This window comes from Pseudomonas sp. IT-196MI5 (genome assembly GCF_949767415.1).
Lineage (GTDB): Bacteria > Pseudomonadota > Gammaproteobacteria > Pseudomonadales > Pseudomonadaceae > Aquipseudomonas.
In genome coordinates, this window is sequence record NZ_CATKPZ010000013.1 from 1 (window position 1) to 21,741 (window position 21,741).

Consider the following 21,741-nt stretch of genomic DNA (forward strand, 5'->3'; position numbering starts at 1 on the left):
GCTGACTGACACTCCGCAATCGCGAGCAGGCTCGCTCCCACACGTGAATGTCTGTCATGCAAAAATTGGCTGTTCACCAGCGATCCCTGTGGGAGCGGGCTTGCTCGCGAAAGCGGTGGATGAGTCGATACTGATGCTGACTGACACTCTGCTATCGCGAGCAGGCTCGCTCCCACACTTGAATATCTGTCGTACAAAAATTGGCTGTTCACCAGCGATCCCTGTGGGAGCGAGCCTGCTCGCGATAGCGGTGGATCAGTCGATATTGATGCTGACTGACACTCCGCAATCGCGAGCAGGCTCGCTCCTACAGTTCCGTTTTGGCCCTCTCCCCTGCTGCAACGCTGGTCAAGCCCGCAAGAGTCCCTATAATCGCGGCGTTTTCGTCTACCCTCACGAAGCGTCGTGCAGCAATCAGCTTGTGCGGGGCGCATCGACATTTTTCCGCTATTGAACCGGAGAACTTCCATGCTCAAACGTACCCTGGCAACGGCCATTGGCCTGACCCTGTCCCTTTCCACCCTGCTGGCACAGGCTGCCGACACCCTCAAAGTCAGCGCCATTCCTGATGAAGCCCCCACCGAACTGCAGCGCAAGTTCAAGCCTCTGGGCGAGTATCTGGAGAAGCAACTGGGCATGAAGGTCGAGTTCGTACCGGTGTCGGACTACCCGGCGGTGGTCGAGGCGCTGGCCACGGACCGTATCGACATGGCCTGGCTGGGCGGTTTCACCTTCGTGCAGGCGCGGCTGAAAACCGGCAATGCCATTCCATTGGTACAGCGTGAGCAGGACGCCCAGTTCACCAGCAAATTCATCAGCGCCGACCCGGCCGTCAAGTCGCTGGCCGACCTCAAGGGCAAGTCGTTCGCCTTCGGCTCGGTCTCGTCGACGTCGGGCAGTTTGATGCCGCGCTATTTCATGCTGCAGGACGGCATCAAGCCGGAAACTTACTTCAGCCGTGTCGGCTACTCCGGCGCCCATGACGCCACCGTCGCCTGGGTCCAGGCGGGCAAAGTGGACGCCGGCGTGCTCAACGCCAGCGTCTGGGCAAAACTGGTCGCGGCCGGCAAGGTCGACACCGACAAGGTCAAGGTCTTCGCCACCACGCCGGCCTACTTCGACTACAACTGGACCGTGCGCGGCACCCTCGACCCGGCCCTTGCCAACAAAATCAAGGTGGCCTTCCTCGCGCTCGACCCGGCCAACCCGGAGCAAAAAGCGATTCTGGACCTGCAAGCCGCCAGCCGCTTCATCGAGACCCAGCCTGAGAACTACAAGGGCATCGAGGAAGCCGCGCGCGCTGCCGACCTGCTGAAATGACACTGCATCTGAACCGGGTCAGCCTCACCCACGGCAATGGCGTGCGTGCGCTGCATGAGGTCGACCTGCACATCGCTGCCGGTGAGCAGGTCGCGATCATCGGTCCGTCCGGCGCCGGCAAGTCGAGCCTGCTCAACCTGTTGGCTACCGCCCTGCGCCCCGGCAGCGGCACGGTCGAGGTGCTCGGCGAGCAAGCCTGGCAGCTTGGCGCCCGACAGCGCCAACGGCTGCGTGCACGCATCGGCCTGGTGCATCAGGCGCCGCCACTGCCTGCGCGGCAGCGGGTGGTCACGGCGGTGCTGGCCGGAAAGCTGGGGCAATGGAGTTTTGCCAAAAGCCTGTTGAGCCTGTTGCATCCGGTGGATGTTCCGGGCGCGCGGGCGGCACTGCTCAAGCTGGACCTGGGTGACAAGCTGTTCGCCCAGTGCCAGCAATTGTCCGGCGGTCAGTTGCAGCGTGTGGGCATTGCGCGCGTGCTGTACCAGGCGCCCGAAGTGCTGTTGGCTGATGAGCCGGTGTCGGCGATGGACCCTGTACTGGCCGGGCACACCCTGTCGATCCTCTGCCGCCATGCCCGGGAGCACAATGTGACGCTGGTCGCCAGCCTGCATGCCGTGGAGCTGGCCCTGACGCACTTTTCACGCATCATCGGTTTGCGTGAAGGGCAGATCCTGTTCGATCTTCCCGCCAGCGACATCGACCAGCAATTGCTCGACAAGCTCTACGCCAACGAACAACTGCTATCGCCGCCCACGCCGGTGGCGCCCTTGATCCTGCAGATTCCCCGATGCTGACGCGCGATACACGAGACCCGGCCACCCTGCCCCGCCTGCTGCTCTGTCTGCTGGCGCTGGCCCTGCTGTGGCCCGGTGTCCATTTCAGCGAACTGGACCTGGGAGTGTTGCTCAAGGCCGACAGCCAGAGTGAGATGGGCCGTTTTGTTTCGGCCTTCTGGCCACCGGCCCATGGCGAAGAGTTCCTCCAGTTGCTGTGGCAAGCCACCCTGCAGACACTGGCCATCGCCACCGCCGGCATGGCCCTGGCCTTGCTGTTGGCCGTACCCGCCAGTCTGCTGGCCAGTCGGGCACTGTCGTTGTCGGCAGCTTCACGCAGCGGTCGCCCGAGCGCCCTGGGCCGGCTGTTGCGCTGGCCGGTGCGCGGGTTGCTGATCTTCCTGCGCAGCGTGCCGGAAATCGTCTGGGCCTTGCTGTTCGTACGCGCCGTCGGCCTTGGCCCGACGGCCGGGGTGCTGGCGATTGCCATCACCTACAGCGGCATGCTGGGCAAGGTCTACGCGGAAATCTTCGAGTCGGTCGACCAGCGTCCGGCCCATGCGCTGCTGCAAGCCGGCAGCAGCCGGTTGGCGGCATTCTGCTACGGCACCCTGCCCAATGTCGGGGCGGAGTTGCTGTCGTACACGGTGTACCGCTGGGAATGCGCCATCCGCGCGTCCGTGGTGATGGGCTTCGTCGGCGCCGGCGGGTTGGGCCAGCAGATCGACTTGTCGTTGCGCATGTTCGCCGGCGGTGAAGTGGCGAGCATGTTGCTGACCTTTTTCGTTCTGGTGCTGTTTGCCGATCAGATCAGCCGCCTGTTGCGCTGGAGGTTCGCATGAATCGCCTGATCAACCTGCTGCTGATCCTGTGCATCGTCGCGGCAGTCGTCCTCTCGTTCAGCTATCTGGGCATCAACCTCGGCGAACTGACGGGCAGCGGGAACCTTGCGCAGATGGGCGCCTACGTGCTGCGTTTTCTCAGCCCGGACCTGAGCGCCGGCCATCTGCAAGCCATCGGCCGTGGCGCCGTGGAAACCCTGGCCATGTCGGCCCTGGGCACCCTGCTCGCGGCGGTCTTCGGCCTGGTGCTGGCATTGCCGGCGGCCGGGCGTTTCGGTTGGCCGTTGCAGAGCGCGTCGCGCCTTGTGCTCAATGGCCTGCGCGCCATTCCCGAACTGGTGTGGGCCGCTTTGATGGTGTTGGCGGCGGGTCTCGGCCCCAACGCCGGGACCCTGGCACTGGCCATGCACACCGCGGGGGTGCTGGGTCGACTCTTCGCCGAAGCACTGGAAAACACCCCGCCGCAACCGGCCGAAGCCATCCGTTTGCAGGGCGGCAACGTCGTCTGGGCCTTCTGCTACGGCACCCTGCCCAACCTGTTTCCACAGCTGTTGGCGTACATCCTGTACCGCTGGGAAAACAATATCCGCATGGCCAGCGTGCTCGGTTTTGTCGGTGCCGGCGGTTTGGGGCAGATGCTCTATGTCAGCCTCAGCCTGTTCCAGGAGGCCCAGGCCAGCACGGTGATCCTGGCCATGTTGCTGCTGGTGTTTGCCGTTGATGGGCTGAGTAGTTGGAGTCGTCAGCGTTGGGTCAAGGCGTGATTTGCTTTTAGCATGAGGGCCTCAATGAGGCCCTCATGCTAAAGCGTAGTTGTACTCAGTGCGCCACTACTGGCTCGCGGTGACCGTGACCGCTGCCGAAACCGCCACGGACACCGTCGTCGGTGCCGACTCCGCGCCCTTGGCATCGGCGGCTTTATAGATAAAGGTCGCAGTGAACGGCGCTACGACCGTGGCCGGTGGTGTGTAGGTCACGCGCACACCATCGGTGCTGACCACGCCCGTGCCGGAGTCCGGTTGCTCCAGCCCCACCACTCTAAGTGGCACGTTACCGTCAGGGTCGGTGTCGTTGGCCAGGACGTTGATGGGCACCGGTTGACCGGTGTTGCTGATGGCACTGTCGGGGTTGGCGATCGGGTTTTGGTTATTGCCGTTGTTATTGGCGCGGGTATCGCCGGTGCGGAAGGTCGGCAGCGCGGCGGAGTTGACGTAGGTGACGCCGTCCCAGCCGGGTATGGGTGCTGGCATCAACTGGAACTGGCCGGGGTGCTCGACATCCCAGCGCAGCAGCATGGACGTGTCCTCGTGCTGGGTGTTGTGGCAGTGCTCCATGTAGGTTCCGGCGAATTCCCGGAAGCGGATCGCCATTTTCACGTCCACCGAACTGTCGATGCCATCGCCGACGCGATAGACGTCCTTGCGCGCCCATTTTTCCCATTCCGGCGGTGGGTTGCCATCGCGGCTGAGGATGATCCCCTCTTCGAAGTGCACGTGCACCGGGTGGTTCCAGCCGTTGCCGCCGCTCATGATTCTCCACACTTCCAGGGTACCGTCACCGGAGAAGCCGGCAGGGGTCGGGCCGTTGGCCAGTTGCGGAGCGGCGCTGATGACTCGAGGGTCCATGGGGAAACCAAATTCACCACCGTCGGTCTTGATGGTCCAGGGTGTTTCGTCGGTGCCGTCGGAGCGGCCGAAGCTGAACTCGCGATGCCGCGCCAGCGCGAGCCTGGCCTGCACCGCCGGATCGTCACGGTTGAGGGTTAGCGGGATCATGGTCTTGCCGGCTGGCTTGCCCGGTTTGGCGGGCTCGAAGTCGGCGGGGTTCATGCTCACGTCCTGGCCGGCATAAGGCTGGACCACCAACTGCAGGAACTTGCCCACCCCCGGGTCGCCGCCGACCCATTCCGGCCCTTTGCTGCCCAGCCTGATCACCGCCTTGTACGTCCCGGACAGGACATCGGCCAGGCTCAGCACTGTAGCTGTCGGCTTCTTGCCGTTCTGGTGCTCCAACAGGTTGACGAAGTACAGCTTGTCGCCGGTGTTGATCCCGTTTTTCGCGAAATTGACGATGATGTCGAAACGCTCGGCGATGCCCTGGGTGGGCAGGATGGCGTTGTGGTCCTGGGGATCGCCGCTACCGTCCAGGTCCATGCTGCCGTCGAACGGCACGGCGTGTTCCATCAGGTTGCCGTCGTTGGCGATCAAGTGGAACGGCACGCGGCTATAAGACAGGCCGGAACCGGCCGGGCCGGGGAATTCGCCACCGCTGCCGGCGACTTCACGCACCAGTGCGATCTTTAAGTAGCGCGACACCGAGCCGTTGAGGATGCGGAAGCGATAGCTGCGCGCCCGCACATTCAGGCGTGGCTGGTACTGCCAGTTGACCAGGACCTGATCGCCGAGAAAACCGTCGGTGTTGAACGGGTTGAACCAGAGCTGGCCGTTCTGATCCCAAGCCTTGTCGGCCACCATCAGGTTCACATCGTAGTCGCGGTTACCCCAAGGCAATGCCGAACCGCTGGGCAGGCGCAGGTTGACGCCGTCTTCGAAGGCTTCGTTACCGCGATCCAGGGCGCTGTAGTAATTCATCATCACCGCGTTGCCCTTGTAGACGTTCTGCGCGGTGAAATCGAGCATGTGGTCATGGAACCAGTGGGTGCTCATGGTTTCGTGCCAGTCGCCACGGATCTTGATGCTGCCGTTGTTGCACGTCTTGAGGCCCGGTGTGGCATCGTTGACGAACAGGGTTTCGCCCGGGGCGCAGGGGAACGCCGCGCGCGGATCCTGAGCGGTGGTGTTGATGGTGTCGTAACCGGCCAACTGGATCGGCCAGCGATAGTCGTAGTACTGCCCCGGAAAGAAAAACGCACCGGCAAAACCATCGCTTTCAGCCGGGGAGTGGCCGTTGTGTTCATGGGTGGTAATGGTGTGCAGGCCAAACCCCATGTTGGCCGACGGATCGATCGGCAGGGCGTTGTAGTGGCGCATCAGCGCGGCCTGACCGTAACGCACCATCAACAGTTTTGGCGGAAAAGTACCGTCGAAGGTCCAGAGCGCCTTGTGGTCCTGAATCGGCATGTTGGGGTGAAAACGAACATTGATGCCTTGGGTGGTGCCCACCAGGACCGGGGTGTCCGAGGTCTGGTTGTAGAGCCCGCCCGGCCCGAACTCACCGACAGCGTAGTTGTGCAACTGTCGGTGGTCGCGCATGCCGCTGTTGATCTGGGCACCCGCTTGCACGGTTTTGAAGCCGACCTGCGGGAAGAACTCGTTCCAGCGCTGGTGCGACCAGCCTTTTCCTGGCGGACGACCTTCGGCCGGCGAGCCGACCGGATGGCGGTTGAGGAAGGCTTCGATCTGCGCTTGCCACGGGTTACGGTCCAGCACGTTGGAAAATTGCGACGGAAACGGGAACAGCCCCGGCTGGCGCATGAAGGCTTCCAGCGCCGCGGGCGAAGGGCTGCTGCGGGCGGTGTTGTTCGGGTCCTGCGTGGGCGCCGGGCCGACGAGCGGAACCGGGAAGGTCAGGGGCGGTGCGGGCAACGCCGGGTCGAGTGTTTCCGTGCCGAATTCTTCGAACAGCAACAGTTGCTGCGTATACGGCTGGGCCCCGAACAATGGGCTGGGCTTGCCATTGGTGGGGATATTAAAGGATGTCTGCAGGGCTGGCGGCAGCACGTTTTCGGCCCGTGGCGTGTTCCGGTCACCAAATACGCCATTGGGCAGGGCGAGGGCGCCCTGGTTGGCGGGTGGCGAGGCCCGTAAGGCAGCCGCCGCGGCATCGAGGTCGGCCGGCGGGTTGCTAAACGCCGAGGGGTCCGTCGGGGGTGGCGGGCCGAAATCATCCAGCGGCACGGCGCTTGCCATGGTGGTCAGGGTAAGGAGCATCGCACAGGGCAGGCTTGTCCTGCGTAGAAAGGAGATGGAGCTGCGAAGTGATGTCGTGCGTTTCATTTTTTCACCCCTCGCGACATATCGAGTCTGGCGAAACCCACCGTCGCCAGGAGGTCTGGGACACAGCTATTGCGGGTACAAGAGGACTGCAATTAATGGGCCATCACACCAGAGGGGGAGAAAAAATCCAGGTAAATTAATAAACTATTTTTGAGTGTTTCAAACGCGAGAAGAGTGAGTGGGGAATACCCCTCTAATTAGGTGGAAAACACCCGCTCGTGGGGGTAATGCCCCATTTATGGAGAGGATTGAAACCTTTACTTTTAGCGCAGGTATACGGCGGTCAAGTGCAGTGCAATTTCGCGCCTGACGACCAAACCAGTACTGCCCACGCAAAAACCCCTTCCTGCGCGCCAACACAGGAAGGGGTTTTTCGTTGCGGCCGATCAGTCTTTAGCCTGGCTCAACTTGGTGAACAGCTCGGTCGGTACTTTCTTGCCGTTGGAGATGAACTGGTTAGTGCGGAACTTGTACACCTCCCCCTCGGACAGGAAACCGTCGCCGTTGGTGTCCATCGCCTTGAATTCCCCAGTGCCCTTGGGCGCCACGGCCAGCAGTTCCTTGAGCGACACGCGGCCGTCATCATCGGTGTCGGTGCGCGCGAAAGACGCATCGCCGCATTTGCCCTCACCGCACTTGCCCTCGGCCTGGGTCTTTTGCGCGCTGGCTTCGGCACCGCACTTGCCTTCGCCACACTTGCCTTCGCTGGTCTTTTCCGCGGAAGCCAGTTGATAGCCCTGCGGCAAGGCTTCGGCGGAAAACGCCGAGGACGCGAAGTTGATACCGCCGACCAGTGCAACAGCGATCAGGCCAATACGGGTTTTGTTCGACTGGATACGAGACATGTTGATACTCCGGAACATTTGCGCGGCTGGACCGTTATTGGTCGTACCACAAGGGTTGATAAACCTGGTGGCGAGGTGCGTTGTGCCTCTCGCTTTGGCAGGTCTATTTGGCCCCGGTGGTGTATCCCGGCTGTATCCGTAAAGTGCTGGTTTTGTATGGCTGTATGCGGATGCCGTGCCCTGATACACAGCGATACACGAAAGCCGGTATTGAGCTAGTCAGTCCCGCTTGTGTCCGCTGGGGACGATCGCTCGACATCCCCCAAGAGCGCTTGTTTAAAAAGGTTGTAGGTTATTTCCCGAGGGCTACAGGACCTTGCGTCGTTGCCTACGGTTACGCCAGAATCCGCCGGCTTGTGCGCCCAGGGTCCAGGTTCTATCGTTTCCGCGTCGTTGCCAATTCAGCGACCAGGCTTGGAACCCTGATGAATAAACGGCGCATGACGCCCTTCATAACCTATGCTGCGCACTTTTGAGTGTGTACTCCGTTATGGCGGCTGTGCGTGGGAGACCTTAGGGTCTGCCGGGTTTCCGTTTCCCGGGTTCCAGCCTGCGTACAGCTGCCACCATTCGCTTGGAACCGAATGGTGCAGCTTTAACTCATAGACGGAGAGTTGCCATGTTCAAGGTCACCCCCAACCCGCCGGACACCGATCCGGCATCCCCGTACGAACCCGACTCAAAACAGCTCAACGAGGCCGCCGACCCCGCGCTCGCCTTCCACGTCCCCTCGACCGCAGACATCAAAGCCACTCCACGCACACCCAGCGCCCTGTTTACCGTCGACCCCAAGGTCGATACCGAAACCCTGATGGTGTATCTGGTCGAAACGTTGGCCTCGGTCGATGTGATGGTGCACCAGTTGGTGGATCATCTGGACGGCGGCTCACGCAATGCCCTGCTGGGGATTTCCAACAGCGTGATGTTGGCGGAGATCACGGCGAATCGGGTGCTGGACCAGATTGATCCGCCTGAGTAATCACTGAATCGGTGGCTAACGCTGCCCCTGTGGCGAGGGTGAGGCTCAGTTCGGATCCAGCAACCCGCCGCTCCAGTTTCGCGACACCCGGCTGCCGGTAAACTTCGCCACCCCCATGCCTTGAGGAATCAGGCGATCGCGATAGCGCGTCACCAGCCGCCCCGCTTGCTCGGCGTGCAGCACCACTTCGGAGGACGGGTCGCCCGGTCGCCCGAGAATCCGTGCAAAACGCTGGCCTTCTTCGACAAAATCCCCCAGCTCTTTTTCGAAGATCAGCACCCCGGGTTGCGGCGCGATGATGGTTTCCATGTGGCCCATTTCCACGGCTTCGACGGGCCAGTCAGCCGGTGAAACTTGCTCGTCAATGACACCGCAACCGCACAGCCAGTTGTACAGCCCTTCGGCATCGGACTCGGCAAAACGGTCGCTGACATCGCCCTGCCCGCGCAGCTCCAGGGTCGCCGCCATGCGGTGCTCGGTGACGCCTTCGCGCAGCCATGGGGCAATGATGGTTTCCTCGAAGGAGCCATCGCCGCCGTCATCCCAGATGATCGCCACATCCATCTTCATCGCCGCCGCCAGTTCGCGACCACGGGGCCAGAAACTGCGGTGTACGTAGAGGTATGGCAAGGCCTCGTCATCGGTGTGCAGGTCGAGCATCACATCGGCCGGGGCGGCCAGTTGCACCAGTTTTTTTTGCCATTGCTGAACACAAGTCGAAGGCCGCGCCATGGCCGCCGACTGGTCGAACGCGCGATTGAAGTTATGCCCGGTCGCGTCGTGATAACGGCCGAGGATGCGCCCCTGGCGGAACTGCCCAATGCCCAGCGGATTGGCCTGCGGCACCACGGTCACACTGCCCTTGAGCCGGCCTTGGGATTCGGCGGTTTGCAGTCGTTGCATCAGCAGGTGCAGGACCAGCATCCCGGCGATTTCATCGGCATGCACGCCGGCCTGCAAGTGCACGTTTGGCCCGCTGCCGTCGCCTGCATAGCGCCAGGCACCGACCCGCACGGTATCGCCGTTGTTGTTTCGAACACTGAACGAAATATCCTGCGGCATTGGCTTTCCCTCCCGTCATGAACCTTGAAAAACGTTGTATCGCTGCTGCCGAGGCTGGTGATTGAACAGACGTTCAACTAAGCTCGGCATCGTGGAACCTCACCCAAGGACAGCCTTGTGACAACCGATGCCCCGAAAAACCGCCGCGCCGAACCCGAAGACCGTCGCGAAATGCTGGTGGCCGCCACCCTGCGCTGCCTGGGCCGCGACGGTCACGCCGGGATTTCCGTACGGCGCATTGCCACTGAAGCCGGAGTGTCCGTGGGGTTGCTCAACCATCACTTCGGCAGCATCGAGGCACTGATCGCCGACACCTACCAGCGACTCGCGAGCGAACTGACCACGGCCCTGCTCCAGGAAATCGAACAGGCCCAGACACCTGCGCAAAAGATCGATGCCTTCCTGGAAGGCTCGTTCTCGCCCAGGGTCATGGACCCGCAACTGCTCGGCGTGTGGGTGGTGTTCTGGAGCCTGATCCGTCACTCCGAACACGTCAGCCAGTCCCACGAAAAAAGCTACCGCGCCTACCTTGATCTGATCCGCCAGTTGCTCGACGGGCTGGCCGCCAGCGAAGGCTTCGTGATTCACGACACCCGCCTGGCGGCCATCGGCTTATCGGCGATGCTCGACGGTCTCTGGCTCGAGTGGTGCCTGAACCCCGAGACCTTCAGCGCCGCCAACGGACTGCATATCTGCCGTTGCTGGATAAAGGGGCTGCGTCACGGAGCATTCAGCACCGACGACGCCCTGTGACGAATGCCGGTCGAAGATCATCGCCAGGGTGCCGCTGACGGCGGTCAACCCTTGTCGAACTCATCAGGCCGACCTGCGTACCGGCGTCCCGCGCCGCTCGGCAAAGGCAAACAGCGCCTCGATCAGGAACGTCAGGCAGACGTACACACCGGCTACCAGCAACAAGGGTTCGTACACCTGCAGGGTTTGCGCGCGGACCACGTTGGCGGCACCAAGCAGGTCGATCACGGCGATGGTCGAAGCCAATGCCGTGGACTTGAGCAGCATCACGGTTTCCCCGGCCAGGGTCGGCAGCAACAGGCGCATCGCCCGGGGCAAACGCACCCGCAGCAAGGACTGGCGCGCGGTCATGCCAAACGCCGAGGCCGCCTCCATTTCGCCCTTCGGTACCGCCAGCAGGCCACCGCGAATCACTTCGCCGACATAGGCCCCCACCGACACCACCAGGGCGAACACGATGTACCAGTAACCGTCGCGCAGGTACGGCCAGAGGAAACTGCCGCGAATCAGCGGGAACTGGGCAAACAGGCTGCCCAGGCCGTAGTAGAAAATGTAGATCTGGATCAGCAAGGGTGTACCGCGCGTCACGCTGGTGTAGAACAGGCTGACCTTGGCAATCACCTTGTTTTTCGAGATCCGCGCCAGCGCCACCAATACCGCCAGGACAAAACCGAACACACTGGCGATCAATAGAATCCCGAGGGTGGTTTGCAGCCCCCGACCCAACAGTGCCGCGTATTCAACTATCCACGCTGGAATCATTTCATTCTCTCTGCCGGTTCAGTCAACAAGAGGCATCCAGCGACGAATACGTCGCTCAAGCCGACCCGACACATAGTTCGACACCAACGTCACCGCGTAATACAACGCCGCTGCCGTGAGGTAGAACAACAGATAATGGCGCGTCGACCCCGCGCCTTGCTTGGCGGTGTACAGCAGCTCGTTGGTGCCGACCACGCTGATCAGCGCACTGTCCTTGATCAGGTTGATCCACAGGTTGGCCATCCCGGCCATGGCGTAAGGCGCCATGATCGGCAATGTGACCCGGCGGAACAGACCGAAACCGTTGAGGCCGAACGCCTTGGCCGCTTCGATCTGGCCGAAGGGAATCGCCTGGATCGCCGCGCGGAAAATCTCCGAGGCGTACGCGCCCTGCACCAGCCCCAGCACCACGATGGCCGCCAGCGGACCGCTGACATTCACCACGTCGTAGCCGAGCCGAGTCATCAGCGAATTGAGGAGCATGGAGCCGACGTAGTACAGCAACAGAATCAGCAGCAATTCCGGAACCGCGCGGAACAAGGTGGTGTAGCCGCGCATCAGCGCTGCAATCGGCTTCGGCGCGCCCAGCTTGAGGCACGCCACCACCAGCCCGATGGCCAGCCCGAGCACAAAGGCTCCGGCGGAAATCTGCAGGGTCATCCAGAGCCCCTTCAACAGCGCACTGCCCCATCCCTGCTCGGTGAAATTGATCAGATCGAACATTGCCGGCATATCAGTCTCCCCTGATCCTGTGGGAGCGAGCTTGCTCCGGGCGGCGTTCCGACGATGAGGCCATGCCAGTCAATATCAATGGTGACTGAACCACCGCTATCGCGAGCAAGCTCGCTCCCACAGGTTTTGCATTTGCCACAGGTACTGTGTTCAGGTCAGAACGCAGGCTTCACGCTGGTGCCAAAGTAGCTCTGGGACAGGTCGTCGTAGTCTTTGCTCGCCAGCAACTGCTGGATGGCCTTGTCCAGTTTGGCCTTGAGTTCGGTGTCGTCCTTGCGCAGGCCGGCCCCCACGCCTTTGCCGAAGATCGGGTCGTAAGGCACGGTGCCGAGGTAGGCCAGGTCCTTGGCATCCGGGGTCTTGATGAAGGCGGCCATGGCGGTGCCATCGGCCATCATCAGGTCGATGCGCCCGGCAATCAGGTCGGCGTTGGCCGAGTCCTGGGTGTCGTAGTATTTAACGTCGGCAATTTTTTCGTAGTAGGTCTTCAAGTAACTGGCGCTCACGGTCGAGTTCTGCACGCCGATGATCTTGCCCTTGAGGTCATCCGGGTACTTCTTGACCGACGCCTCTTTCGGGCCGACGACGGCAATCGCCGAGTCGTAGTAGGCGTTGCTGAAGGCGATCTGCTTTTCCCGTTCTTCGGTCACCGACATCGAGGAAAAAATCACGTCGATCTTCTTGGCCAGCAGCGACGGAATGATGCCGTCCCACGCCACTTCCTTGATCTCGCAATCGGCTTTCATTTCGCTGCACAGCTTGTGGATCAGGTCGACTTCGAAGCCCTTCCACTCACCGTTGGCCTGCTTTTCGGTATACGGCGGATAGGGTTCGGCTGCCACCGCGAACCTGATCGGTTGCGCCTGGGCCGCACTCATGCCGGCCAGCAATACGCAGGCCGCACCGGTCAACCAGTTTGCAAAACGTCGATTTCCCATGTTGTTTTCCCGTCTTTTTATGATGAGTTAGCGAGTCTGATGAGCGTTGACGAACTGTCGGCAACGCTCGCTGCGTGGGTGTACGAACACTTCGTCCGGCGAACCGGTTTCCTCGATCAGCCCTTGATGCAGGAAGGCGACCTTGGAAGAGACATCGCGTGCAAAGGCCATTTCATGAGTCACCAGGATCATGGTCCGGCCTTCTTCGGCGAGGGAGCGGATCACCCGCAGCACTTCCCCGACCAGTTCCGGGTCGAGTGCCGAGGTGGGTTCATCGAACAGCATGACCTTGGGCCGCATGGCCAGGGCTCGGGCGATGGCCACCCGTTGTTGCTGTCCCCCGGAGAGAAACGCCGGGTACTCGTTGCGCTTGGCCGCAAGCCCGACGCGCTCCAGCAGCGCTTCGGCCCGTTCAGTGGCCTCCGCCCGGCTTTCACGCAGGACCTGGATCGGCGCTTCGATGAGGTTTTCCAGCACCGTGCGATGGGGCCAGAGGTTGAAGTTCTGGAACACCATGCCCAGGCTGGAGCGGATGCGTACCAGCTGCCTGGCGTCCGACACCAGCGGTGCGCCGGGACGATTCTGGTTAAGGTGAATGCTTTCGCCATCGACCAGGATGCGGCCCTGGTCCGGCACTTCGAGCATGTTGATGCAGCGCAACAAGGTACTTTTGCCCGAGCCGCTGGCGCCGATCAGGGAAATCACTTCGCCCTCGCGGGCGGTCAGGGAAACGCCCTTGAGCACTTCGATATTGCCGAAGCGTTTGTGCAGGCGATCGACTTCGATCATGGTCTTGGCGGCGACCGGTTCGGCGGCTGCGGTACGGGTCAGCGTGCCGATCACCGGCCTCGGCGCTTCGCCCATGAGCACCCCGACAAAATCGCGAATACGCTGACAGGCCTGGGCCAGGCGCTCGTCACTCAGGGTGAACGAAAGCCGTACAAAACCCTGGGCCGGCTCACCGAATGCCGCCGCATCCAGCACCGAGACACCGGCTTCGCGCAGCAGCCGCCAGGCGAACTCGAGCGAGGTCAGGCCGGTGCCACGCACGTCCACCAGCACGAACATGCCGGCATCGGGGTTGAGCACGCTGATGCCCGGGCAACCGGCCAGGCCGGACACCACCAGGTCGCGGCGCCGACAATAGATCTCGCGCATGCCGTGGGTGACTTCGTCGTGTGACTGCACGGCCTTGAGCGCCGCTTCCATGACAAACCCGGGCAAGCCGTACAGCATGCTCAACACCAGGGTTTCGACATGGTTGATCAGGGCTGCATGGGCCACGACCCAGCCGATGCGCCAACCGGTCATGGCATGGGATTTGGACAGGCTGCCGATCACCACGCAGCGCTCGGCCATGCCCGGCAAGGCCGCCAGGCTCAGGTGTTCGCGCTCATAGGCGAGGCTCTCGTAGACCTCGTCCACCACCACCCACAGGTCATGGGCGATGGCGATTTCGGCGATGGCTTGCAGCTCTTCGCGACCCAGCACCACGCCAGTGGGGTTGTTCGGGTTGGAGAAAAAAATCGCCCGGGTGCGCGGGGTGATGGCCTTGGCCAACACGGCGGCATCGAGGCGGAAACCCGAGTCCGCCGCGCAAGGCACCCGCACCAGCGTGGCGCCGGACGCCTTGAGCGTCGCTTCGTAGGTGACGTACATCGGATCGAACGCGATCACCTCGTCACCGGCACCGAGCAGGCACATCGAGGTGGCGAACAAGGCGTTCTGCGCACCTGCCGTGAGAATGACGTTCGACGCCTGCAGTTCGCGGTCGATCAGTTGGCTATAGCGACCGGCAATGGCCTCGCGCAGGGCCTGGCGGCCGGCGATTTCGGTGTAGTGGGTGTCCCCTTCGCGCAGGGCGTGGATGGCGGCGTCGGTGATGAAATCGGGAGTGGGAAAATCCGGGTCGCCGACGCTGAGGATGATCACGTCTTCGCCATTGCGCTGTGCCGCGCTGGCCGCGTAGTGAATATCCCAGGCGGCAACGCCCTGGCCACTGATCCGCTCTACAAAGGGTGAAAACCGCATGCCAGTGCCTCGTTCGAATTGAAGAAACGCAAGCCCGCAACCAGCCGGGGGAAGGTGGCCCCCAACATAGTCGAGACTGAACACTCGTTCAACAGAAAACTCGCGAGGCTTCGCGTTCAGCGCAAACAGGTCGTTTTCACGACAGTCGCGCCGTTTTTCAGCACGGCGCGATCAAGCGACGTGAAACGATTTTGCTGACCGCGCCAATCGCCAGCGCAATGACAATCAACCCGGCGGCGGCGGCAAACGTCAGCCGCATCCCCTGTGCGATGGCCTCAGGTTGCGCCTGCAAAATATCGTCGCTGGCCGAGCCGAAGGCGAACACTGCGCCCATGACCGAGGCGCCCGTGATCAACCCGAGATTGCGCGACAACCCGAGCAAGCCGGAGATTACGCCACGCTGCTGCGACTCGATATCCGCCATGACGGCGGTATTGTTCGCCGCCTGAAACAGCGCGTAACCGCCGGTCATGACAGTCAGCGGCACGATGTAGCCGAGTACACCGACCCCCAAAGGCATGGCGGGAAGGATGCAAGCGCCAATCAACATGGCAATCAATCCAATCGTACTGGCTCGATACGTGCCCAAACGATCGACCCATCGGCCCGCCGGTACACCTGCCAGTGCGGCCACCAGCGGCCCCGTCGACATCGCCAACCCAACGCTCGCCGCATTCAACGCCAGTGCGCCGGTGAGGTAAAACGGCCCGACCACCATGGTCGCCATGACCACGGTGGTCACCAGCATGCTCATGAGGAATCCTGCGCTCATGTGCCAGTTACGGAACATCGTCAATCGAACCAGAGGCGACTCGGCCGTGTGCTCGACGAATACAAACACGCACAGCCCAAGAACTGTCACCAGCAACAGCGTCATGTTCAGGGTGCCACGCCCAATGGTCATCGCCAGTGCATAAGCCAGCAGCGTCAGAATCAGCACCAGCGTGCCGAGCCCATCGAAGCCCTTTCGATCCGCCCTCTTCTCACTGCGATCATTGGGCAAAAAGTAGAGCACGAGCCCAATCGCCAAGACACCCAACGGCACATTGATCAGAAAAATGGCCTGCCACCCAAGATTGGCAATCAAAAAACCTCCAAGGGTCGGGCCGAGTGAGGTGCCAATCGCCGACATCGTGCCGAGCACGCCCATCGCACTGCCCGTTTTTTCTTTGGGAACGGCCCCGCCCACCAGCGCCATGGTCAGCGCCATCATGATGGCCGCACCGACGCCTTGCAGCGCCCGAGCGGCAATCAATAACCAGAGATGAGGGGCCAGCGCGCACAGGATCGAAGCGACGGTAAACACCCAAATCCCGATCAACAACAAACGTCGGCGGCCAATCATGTCGCCAAGTCTTCCGACACTGACGATCAGCGCCGTGATCGCCAGCAGGTAAGCGAGCACCACCCATTGCACTTGCTCAAAGGAGGCCGAGAACGCCTCGGCCAGTGTCGGCAATCCAACGTTGGCAATGCTGGTGCCCAGGGACGACAGCAGCATGGATAACGACAGGCTGGCCAAGGCTCCCCGAATCGATATGGACTTCATTTTCTCGCGACTCCGCAAATAGGTTGTCCCGAGCCTAAGCCCGGCCATAACATGGCGGAAGACGCAGCATTTGCACTTTATACGTGCATATAACGCCACCTACCCACAAACCAGTGTGGGAGCGAACCTGTGGCGAGGGGGCTTGCCCCCGTTGGGTTGCGAAGCAGCCCCAAAATCTCTGATGCACCAAAGATCTTGTGAGTGCTACGCACTCAAACGGGGCGATGCGGCGTTCCGACAAGCCCCCTCGCCACAGGGCCCGCTCCCACAGGTAATTCCGATGCCCGACCTCAATCTGTTGATCACCCTGAACGTGTTGCTCGAAGAAGGCAGCGTGGCCCGCGCTGCACAGCGTTTACACCTGAGCCCGTCAGCCATGAGCCGAGCGCTGGCGCGATTGCGCGAAACCACGGGCGATCCGCTGCTGGTGCGGGCCGGGCGCGGACTGGTGCCCACGCCTCGGGCGCTGGAGTTGCGTGAACGCGTCGGCGTGCTCGTGCAGGACGCCGAAGCCGTCCTGCGCCCTGCCGAGGCACTCGATCTCAAGCAGCTGGTGCGCACTTTCACCCTGCGCACCAGCGACGGCTTCGTGGAAAATTTCGGACCGCCACTGATCGCCCGCATTAACGAAGAAGCGCCCGGCGTGCGCTTGAATTTCGTGCAGAAGCTGAACAAGGACAGCACCCTGCTGCGCGAAGGCTCGGTGGATCTGGAAACCGGTGTGATCGGCGAATCGACCAGCCCGGAAGTGCGGACCCGAATGCTGTTTCGCGATCGGTTCATTGGCGTCGTGCGTGAGGGTCATCCACTGACTCAAGGTGAAATGACACCTGAGCGTTATGCCGCCGCCCGGCACATTCTGGTCTCACGTCGGGGCCACGAAAAAGGCGTCATGGACGACGCCTTGAATGAGCTGGGGCTCAAGCGCGACATCATCACCATCGTCGCCGGTTTCTCTTCGGCGATTGCACTGGCGCGGGCTTCAGACCTGGTCGCCAGCGTACCCGAGCGGCACGTCGGCAACCTGTGCCAGGGGATGCACTGCTTTGCCCTGCCGTTCCCCACGCCGCCGATCACGGTTTCGATGCTGTGGCACCCGCGCATGGACGCCGACCCGGCGCATCGCTGGCTGCGCGGTTGCGTGTGGGAGGTTTGCAGCCGGCAATGACCCTCGCCTACTCCTTCAGGATCAGCAGTGCTTCGCCTTTCTTCACGATGTAGGTTGCCAGTTCCGAGGCTTTGCCCTGACCCACGTTCTTCGCCACATGGGCGACACCTTCGGGGATGTACAACGAGTCACCGGCCTTGAGCGTCACCGGTGCCTGCCCTTCCAGTTGATATTCAAAGGCGCCGCTGATCACGTGTGCCACCTCGACACCGGGGTGAGCATGTCTGGGCGATGTCACGCCCGGATCGAAGTCCACGACCACCTGGAGGACTTCGCGATCGGCGGTGCCCAGGTCTTCGCGTACCAGGTCGGTGCGGTGCAGGCCCTGCTGCCAGCTTTTCATCGCCGGGGCCGGTTGTGTTTCCTGGGCTTGAGCAAGGCTCGCTACCGTGGCGAGCCCTGCGGCGGCCAGAACCAGACCAAGCTTGCCGAGGGTGTGACGGGTGGTGATACGCGACATTGTCTTTCCTCCAGTTGAACCACGCCAGGCCGCGCCGAAAGTGGCGCGATGCCGGTGATTCCATTTGAAGGCCGCCGTGTATCGCCCGGGTGTCGGGAAACACCGGTTTTGTATGCCCGGGTAACGGTGGGCGTTGCGGATACCTGCTGATACAAACCCGTATCGGCGGGTACGGCATCGTGGTCAATGGCGAAGATCAAGTGACCGCGACCCGATCCCACTCAGGTCGCGGCCTTCAGGCCCTCAAAAAACCCTCTTTGGGGTTTGTATGTGCCCACAGGTCATAATTGATCAACTAGCGGCTGTACTCATCACAGATTGGTTGATCCAAATTCATGCACCGTCGAATATCTGTTGACCTGACTGTTTCGTACCAACAAACTTTTCTGTTCTTGTGTATTTCTAAAGGTTTGTCTGATGCGTAAATCATTCACTGTCGTTGCACTAAGCCTCCTTGTATCGCAGTACTCCCTCGCCGGCGAAGCCACCAACACAGCAATCGGTGGCGGTGTCGGTGGCGCCCTTGGAAGCGCGGTCGGTCAGGCTATGGGAGGTAGCACTGGCGCTGCGATCGGAGCCGGCGTAGGTGGCGCAGCTGGGGGCGCAATATCTGCGAAGAGTGGCAACAAGACCGAATCAGCCATTGGCGGGGGGCTCGGTGCAGCGGGTGGCCAGGTAATCGGCAACAGTGTTGGTGGTTCCACCGGTGGCCTGATCGGCGCTGGACTGGGCGGCGCAGCAGGTGGTGCTATCGGCAACAATCTGGCCAACGACAACGACAACGACAACTACGACCACAAGCATAAAAACAAGTACAAGAACAAACATAAACACAAGCATGACGACTGATCTCGGATTCCGAGATCAGGAAGAAGATGACGTCGCCCCCTTCACTCGCGAAGAGCAACTGGCGATATTGGCGGCAGCCAGGGGCGACACGTGGCCGCAATTGCGCCTCCATGATGCTACCTGCTGGCGAGCATCCAATGTGGGGCGCCAAGCAGCTCGGCCACAAAGACTGGACCCTGATCGTCAAGGTTCATGGCCGCTGGCTGCCCTCCGCTGATGCAGGAGCCGGAGGGCGAGTCGAGGCACTTTTTGCCGGTAATGCCAGCGTTATGACAACATCTCCTCTAGGCAGTACGGTTTAAGTCGAAACGATCCAGGTTCATCACTTTGGTCCACGCAGCAACGAAGTCCTTGACGAACTTCTGCTGCGCATCGGCGCAGGCATAGAATTCGGCCAAGGCGCGCAACTGCGCATTGGAACCGAAGACCAGATCGACTCGAGTGCCGGTCCACTTCAGCGCGCCGGTCTTGCGATCGCGCCCTTCATACTCTTGCTGGGCATCCGATACCGGCTTCCACTCCACGCCCATATCCAGCAGGTTGGTGAAGAAGTCGTTGGTCAAGGCTTCCGGACGTGTGGTGAACACACCGTGTCTGCTCTGGCCGACATTGGTGTTCAACACACGCAAGCCGCCCAGCAACACCGTCATTTCCGGCGCGGTGAGCGTCAGCAGTTGCGCCTTGTCGATCAACAATTTTTCGGCCGGCACACGGTACTGTTGCTTCAGGTAATTACGGAAGCCGTCGGCAATCGGTTCAAGGTAACCGAAGGATTCGACATCGGTCTTTTCCTGACTGGCGTCCATACGTCCTGGGCTGAACGGCACTGTCACACTGTGGCCGGCGTTTTTCGCCGCCTGTTCGACACCCGCGCCACCGGCGAGCACGATCAGGTCAGCCAGGGAGATTTTCTTGCCGCCCGATTGCGCGCTATTGAACTCCTTCTGAATGCTTTCGAGTTTTGCCAGCACGCTGGCCAGTTGCTCTGGCTGGTTGACCGGCCAGGACTTCTGCGGCTCCAGACGCAAACGCCCACCGTTGGCACCGCCGCGTTTATCGGAGCCACGGAAAGTCGACGCTGCCGCCCAGGCCGTCGATACCAGCTGCGAGACTGACAGCCCCGAGGCAGCAATCTTGCCCTTGAGCGCAGCCACATCGCTGTCATTGACCAGCGGATGATCGACGGCCGGGATCGGGTCTTGCCACAGCAGCTCTTCGTTCGGCATTTCCGGGCCGAGGTAGCGTGAGAGCGGCCCCATGTCACGGTGAATCAGCTTGTACCAGGCACGGGCGAAGGCATCGGCCAGTTGATCGGGATTGGCCAGGAAGCGCCGCGAAATCGGCTCATAGATCGGGTCGAAGCGTAGCGACAGGTCGGTGGTCAGCATGGTCGGATCACGCCGTTTGGACGGATCATGGGCATCCGGAATGGTGCCGGCGCCAGCGCCGTTTTTCGGCTTCCACTGGTTTGCCCCCGCCGGGCTCTTGGTCAACTCCCATTCGTAACCGAACAGGTTCTCCAGGTAGTTGTTGCTCCACCGGGTTGGCGTGGTCGTCCAGGTCACTTCCAGGCCGCTGGAGATGGTGTCGCCACCTTTACCGGTACCGAACGTGCTCTTCCAGCCCAGGCCCTGCAGTTCGAGGCCGGCGGCTTCGGGCTCAGGTCCGACATGGTCGACGGGACCTGCACCGTGGGTTTTGCCGAAGGCGTGACCGCCCGCGATCAGCGCGACGGTTTCCTCGTCGTTCATGGCCATGCGCGCAAAGGTTTCACGGATGTCCTGCCCGGCGGCGACCGGATCAGAATTGCCTTCCGGGCCTTCGGGGTTTACGTAAATCAGGCCCATCTGCACGGCTGCGAGGGGGGATTCCAGATTGCGTTCTGCGGGATTTTGCCCGGCATCTTTGCCGTACCGCACGTCGCCACCCAGCCACGTTTTTTCCGAGCCCCAGTAGACGTCTTCGTCCGGTTCCCAGACATCCGGGCGGCCAGCGGAAAAACCAAAGGTCTTGAAGCCCATGTCCTCCAGTGCAACGTTGCCGGCGAGGACGATCAGGTCGGCCCAGGAGATTTTGTTGCCGTACTTTTGCTTGATTGGCCAGAGCAGCCGACGGGCCTTGTCGAGGCTGACGTTGTCGGGCCAGCTGTTGAGCGGTGCAAAGCGCTGCTGGCCGGAGCCGGCGCCACCCCGGCCGTCACCGGTGCGATAGGTGCCTGCGGCGTGCCAGGACATGCGGATAAAGAAAGGCCCATAGTGACCGAAGTCTGCCGGCCACCAGTCCTGAGAATCGGTCATCAGCGCAGTCAGGTCTTTTTTCAACGCCTGGAAGTCCAGGCTCTTGAAGGCTTCGGCGTAGTTGAAGTCGCCCCCCAACGGGTCAGATTTGGGCGAGTGTTGACTCAAGATCTTCAGGTTCAGTTGGTTCGGCCACCAGTCGCGGTTCGTCGTGCCACCGCCTGCAGCGGCGTGATTGAACGGGCATTTCGATTCAGTTGACATGGCATCTCCTCTTGATTTTGTTTTCAGCTAATCATCCTTAAGCGTGGATCCGGATCACCGATTGAAGAAATAGCTTTTCGGTATGGGATCCATAGCCTCAAGGCTATGACGGCCCAGTGATCAGTCGCTCCAGAACATCCATTAAAGTACCGGTCCGGGAAACTGTCGCTTCATCTTTGGAGATAGCTGATAAACAGTTCAAATCTGCAAGCAAATGCAAG

At 61.5% G+C, this 21,741-nt stretch carries 18 protein-coding genes; 8 read left to right on the forward strand and 10 right to left on the reverse strand.

Annotated elements, in window-relative coordinates:
- Positions 1-468: 468 nt before the first annotated feature.
- The 4 genes from ACM6IK_RS11420 to phnE are packed head-to-tail and all read left to right on the forward strand — an operon-like array spanning position 469 to position 3,699.
- Positions 469-1,320, forward strand: coding sequence for a putative selenate ABC transporter substrate-binding protein (locus ACM6IK_RS11420; RefSeq protein WP_414874397.1), 852 nt, complete (start codon positions 469-471; stop codon positions 1,318-1,320).
- A complete protein-coding gene (locus ACM6IK_RS11425; RefSeq protein ID WP_414874398.1) occupies positions 1,317-2,114 on the forward strand; it encodes a phosphonate ABC transporter ATP-binding protein in 798 nt (265 codons plus the stop codon). The genes ACM6IK_RS11420 and ACM6IK_RS11425 overlap by 4 nt, the downstream gene beginning before the upstream one ends.
- A complete protein-coding gene (locus tag ACM6IK_RS11430) occupies positions 2,108-2,935 on the forward strand; it encodes a PhnE/PtxC family ABC transporter permease (RefSeq protein WP_414874399.1) in 828 nt (275 codons plus the stop codon). The genes ACM6IK_RS11425 and ACM6IK_RS11430 overlap by 7 nt, the downstream gene beginning before the upstream one ends.
- Positions 2,932-3,699, forward strand: a complete 768-nt coding sequence (gene phnE, locus ACM6IK_RS11435; protein ID WP_414874400.1) for a phosphonate ABC transporter, permease protein PhnE — start codon at positions 2,932-2,934, stop codon at positions 3,697-3,699. The genes ACM6IK_RS11430 and phnE overlap by 4 nt, the downstream gene beginning before the upstream one ends.
- A gap of 66 nt (positions 3,700-3,765) precedes the next feature.
- Here the strand turns inward: phnE and ACM6IK_RS11440 are convergent, their stop codons facing one another.
- Both ACM6IK_RS11440 and ACM6IK_RS11445 read right to left on the reverse strand, forming a co-directional pair.
- Positions 3,766-6,825 carry an Ig-like domain-containing protein gene (locus tag ACM6IK_RS11440; protein ID WP_414874401.1) on the reverse strand — a complete coding sequence of 1,020 codons (3,060 nt, stop codon included), beginning with the start codon at positions 6,823-6,825 and terminating at the stop codon, positions 3,766-3,768.
- Between the two features lie 452 nt (positions 6,826-7,277).
- Positions 7,278-7,736: a hypothetical protein gene (locus tag ACM6IK_RS11445; RefSeq protein ID WP_414874402.1), complete on the reverse strand. Its 459-nt coding sequence runs from the start codon at positions 7,734-7,736 to the stop codon at positions 7,278-7,280.
- Positions 7,737-8,355: 619 nt separating this feature from the next.
- On the opposite strand from ACM6IK_RS11445, the gene ACM6IK_RS11450 reads away from it, so the two are divergent.
- Entirely contained in the window at positions 8,356-8,715 is a 360-nt protein-coding gene (locus ACM6IK_RS11450) for a DUF6124 family protein (protein ID WP_414874403.1), read from the forward strand.
- A 45-nt stretch (positions 8,716-8,760) separates the two neighbouring features.
- On the opposite strand, the gene ACM6IK_RS11455 is transcribed toward ACM6IK_RS11450, so the two are convergent.
- Positions 8,761-9,777, reverse strand: a complete 1,017-nt coding sequence (locus tag ACM6IK_RS11455) for a succinylglutamate desuccinylase/aspartoacylase family protein (RefSeq protein ID WP_414874404.1) — start codon at positions 9,775-9,777, stop codon at positions 8,761-8,763.
- 117 nt (positions 9,778-9,894) lie between these two features.
- Here ACM6IK_RS11455 and ACM6IK_RS11460 point away from each other — a divergent pair, with 117 nt between their 5' ends.
- Positions 9,895-10,530, forward strand: coding sequence for a TetR/AcrR family transcriptional regulator (locus ACM6IK_RS11460; protein ID WP_223457385.1), 636 nt, complete (start codon positions 9,895-9,897; stop codon positions 10,528-10,530).
- Between the two features lie 63 nt (positions 10,531-10,593).
- On the opposite strand, the gene ACM6IK_RS11465 is transcribed toward ACM6IK_RS11460, so the two are convergent.
- The 5 genes from ACM6IK_RS11465 to ACM6IK_RS11485 form a co-directional block, all read right to left on the reverse strand.
- Positions 10,594-11,292 (reverse strand): ABC transporter permease, encoded by a 699-nt coding sequence (locus tag ACM6IK_RS11465; RefSeq protein ID WP_414874405.1) that lies wholly within the window; start codon positions 11,290-11,292, stop codon positions 10,594-10,596.
- An 18-nt stretch (positions 11,293-11,310) separates the two neighbouring features.
- The gene (locus ACM6IK_RS11470; protein ID WP_108219723.1) at positions 11,311-12,024 is read right to left on the reverse strand and encodes an ABC transporter permease; all 714 of its coding nucleotides are present in this window, start codon (positions 12,022-12,024) and stop codon (positions 11,311-11,313) included.
- Between the two features lie 155 nt (positions 12,025-12,179).
- A complete protein-coding gene (locus tag ACM6IK_RS11475) occupies positions 12,180-12,962 on the reverse strand; it encodes a transporter substrate-binding domain-containing protein (RefSeq protein ID WP_414874406.1) in 783 nt (260 codons plus the stop codon).
- A gap of 27 nt (positions 12,963-12,989) precedes the next feature.
- Entirely contained in the window at positions 12,990-14,993 is a 2,004-nt protein-coding gene (locus ACM6IK_RS11480; RefSeq protein WP_414874407.1) for an aminotransferase class I/II-fold pyridoxal phosphate-dependent enzyme, read from the reverse strand.
- 157 nt (positions 14,994-15,150) lie between these two features.
- Positions 15,151-16,590 carry an MFS transporter gene (locus tag ACM6IK_RS11485; protein WP_414874408.1) on the reverse strand — a complete coding sequence of 480 codons (1,440 nt, stop codon included), beginning with the start codon at positions 16,588-16,590 and terminating at the stop codon, positions 15,151-15,153.
- A gap of 232 nt (positions 16,591-16,822) precedes the next feature.
- Between ACM6IK_RS11485 and ACM6IK_RS11490 the strand changes: the two genes are divergently transcribed.
- Positions 16,823-17,710, forward strand: coding sequence for a LysR family transcriptional regulator (locus ACM6IK_RS11490; protein WP_414874409.1), 888 nt, complete (start codon positions 16,823-16,825; stop codon positions 17,708-17,710).
- A gap of 7 nt (positions 17,711-17,717) precedes the next feature.
- Here the strand turns inward: ACM6IK_RS11490 and ACM6IK_RS11495 are convergent, their stop codons facing one another.
- Complete coding sequence (locus tag ACM6IK_RS11495) at positions 17,718-18,170, reverse strand: cupin domain-containing protein (RefSeq protein WP_414874410.1); 453 nt, start codon at positions 18,168-18,170, stop codon at positions 17,718-17,720.
- 417 nt (positions 18,171-18,587) lie between these two features.
- Here ACM6IK_RS11495 and ACM6IK_RS11500 point away from each other — a divergent pair, with 417 nt between their 5' ends.
- A complete protein-coding gene (locus tag ACM6IK_RS11500; protein WP_414874411.1) occupies positions 18,588-19,019 on the forward strand; it encodes a glycine zipper domain-containing protein in 432 nt (143 codons plus the stop codon).
- Between the two features lie 284 nt (positions 19,020-19,303).
- Here the strand turns inward: ACM6IK_RS11500 and katG are convergent, their stop codons facing one another.
- Positions 19,304-21,520 (reverse strand): catalase/peroxidase HPI, encoded by a 2,217-nt coding sequence (gene katG / locus ACM6IK_RS11505; RefSeq protein WP_414874412.1) that lies wholly within the window; start codon positions 21,518-21,520, stop codon positions 19,304-19,306.
- Positions 21,521-21,741: the final 221 nt, after the last annotated feature.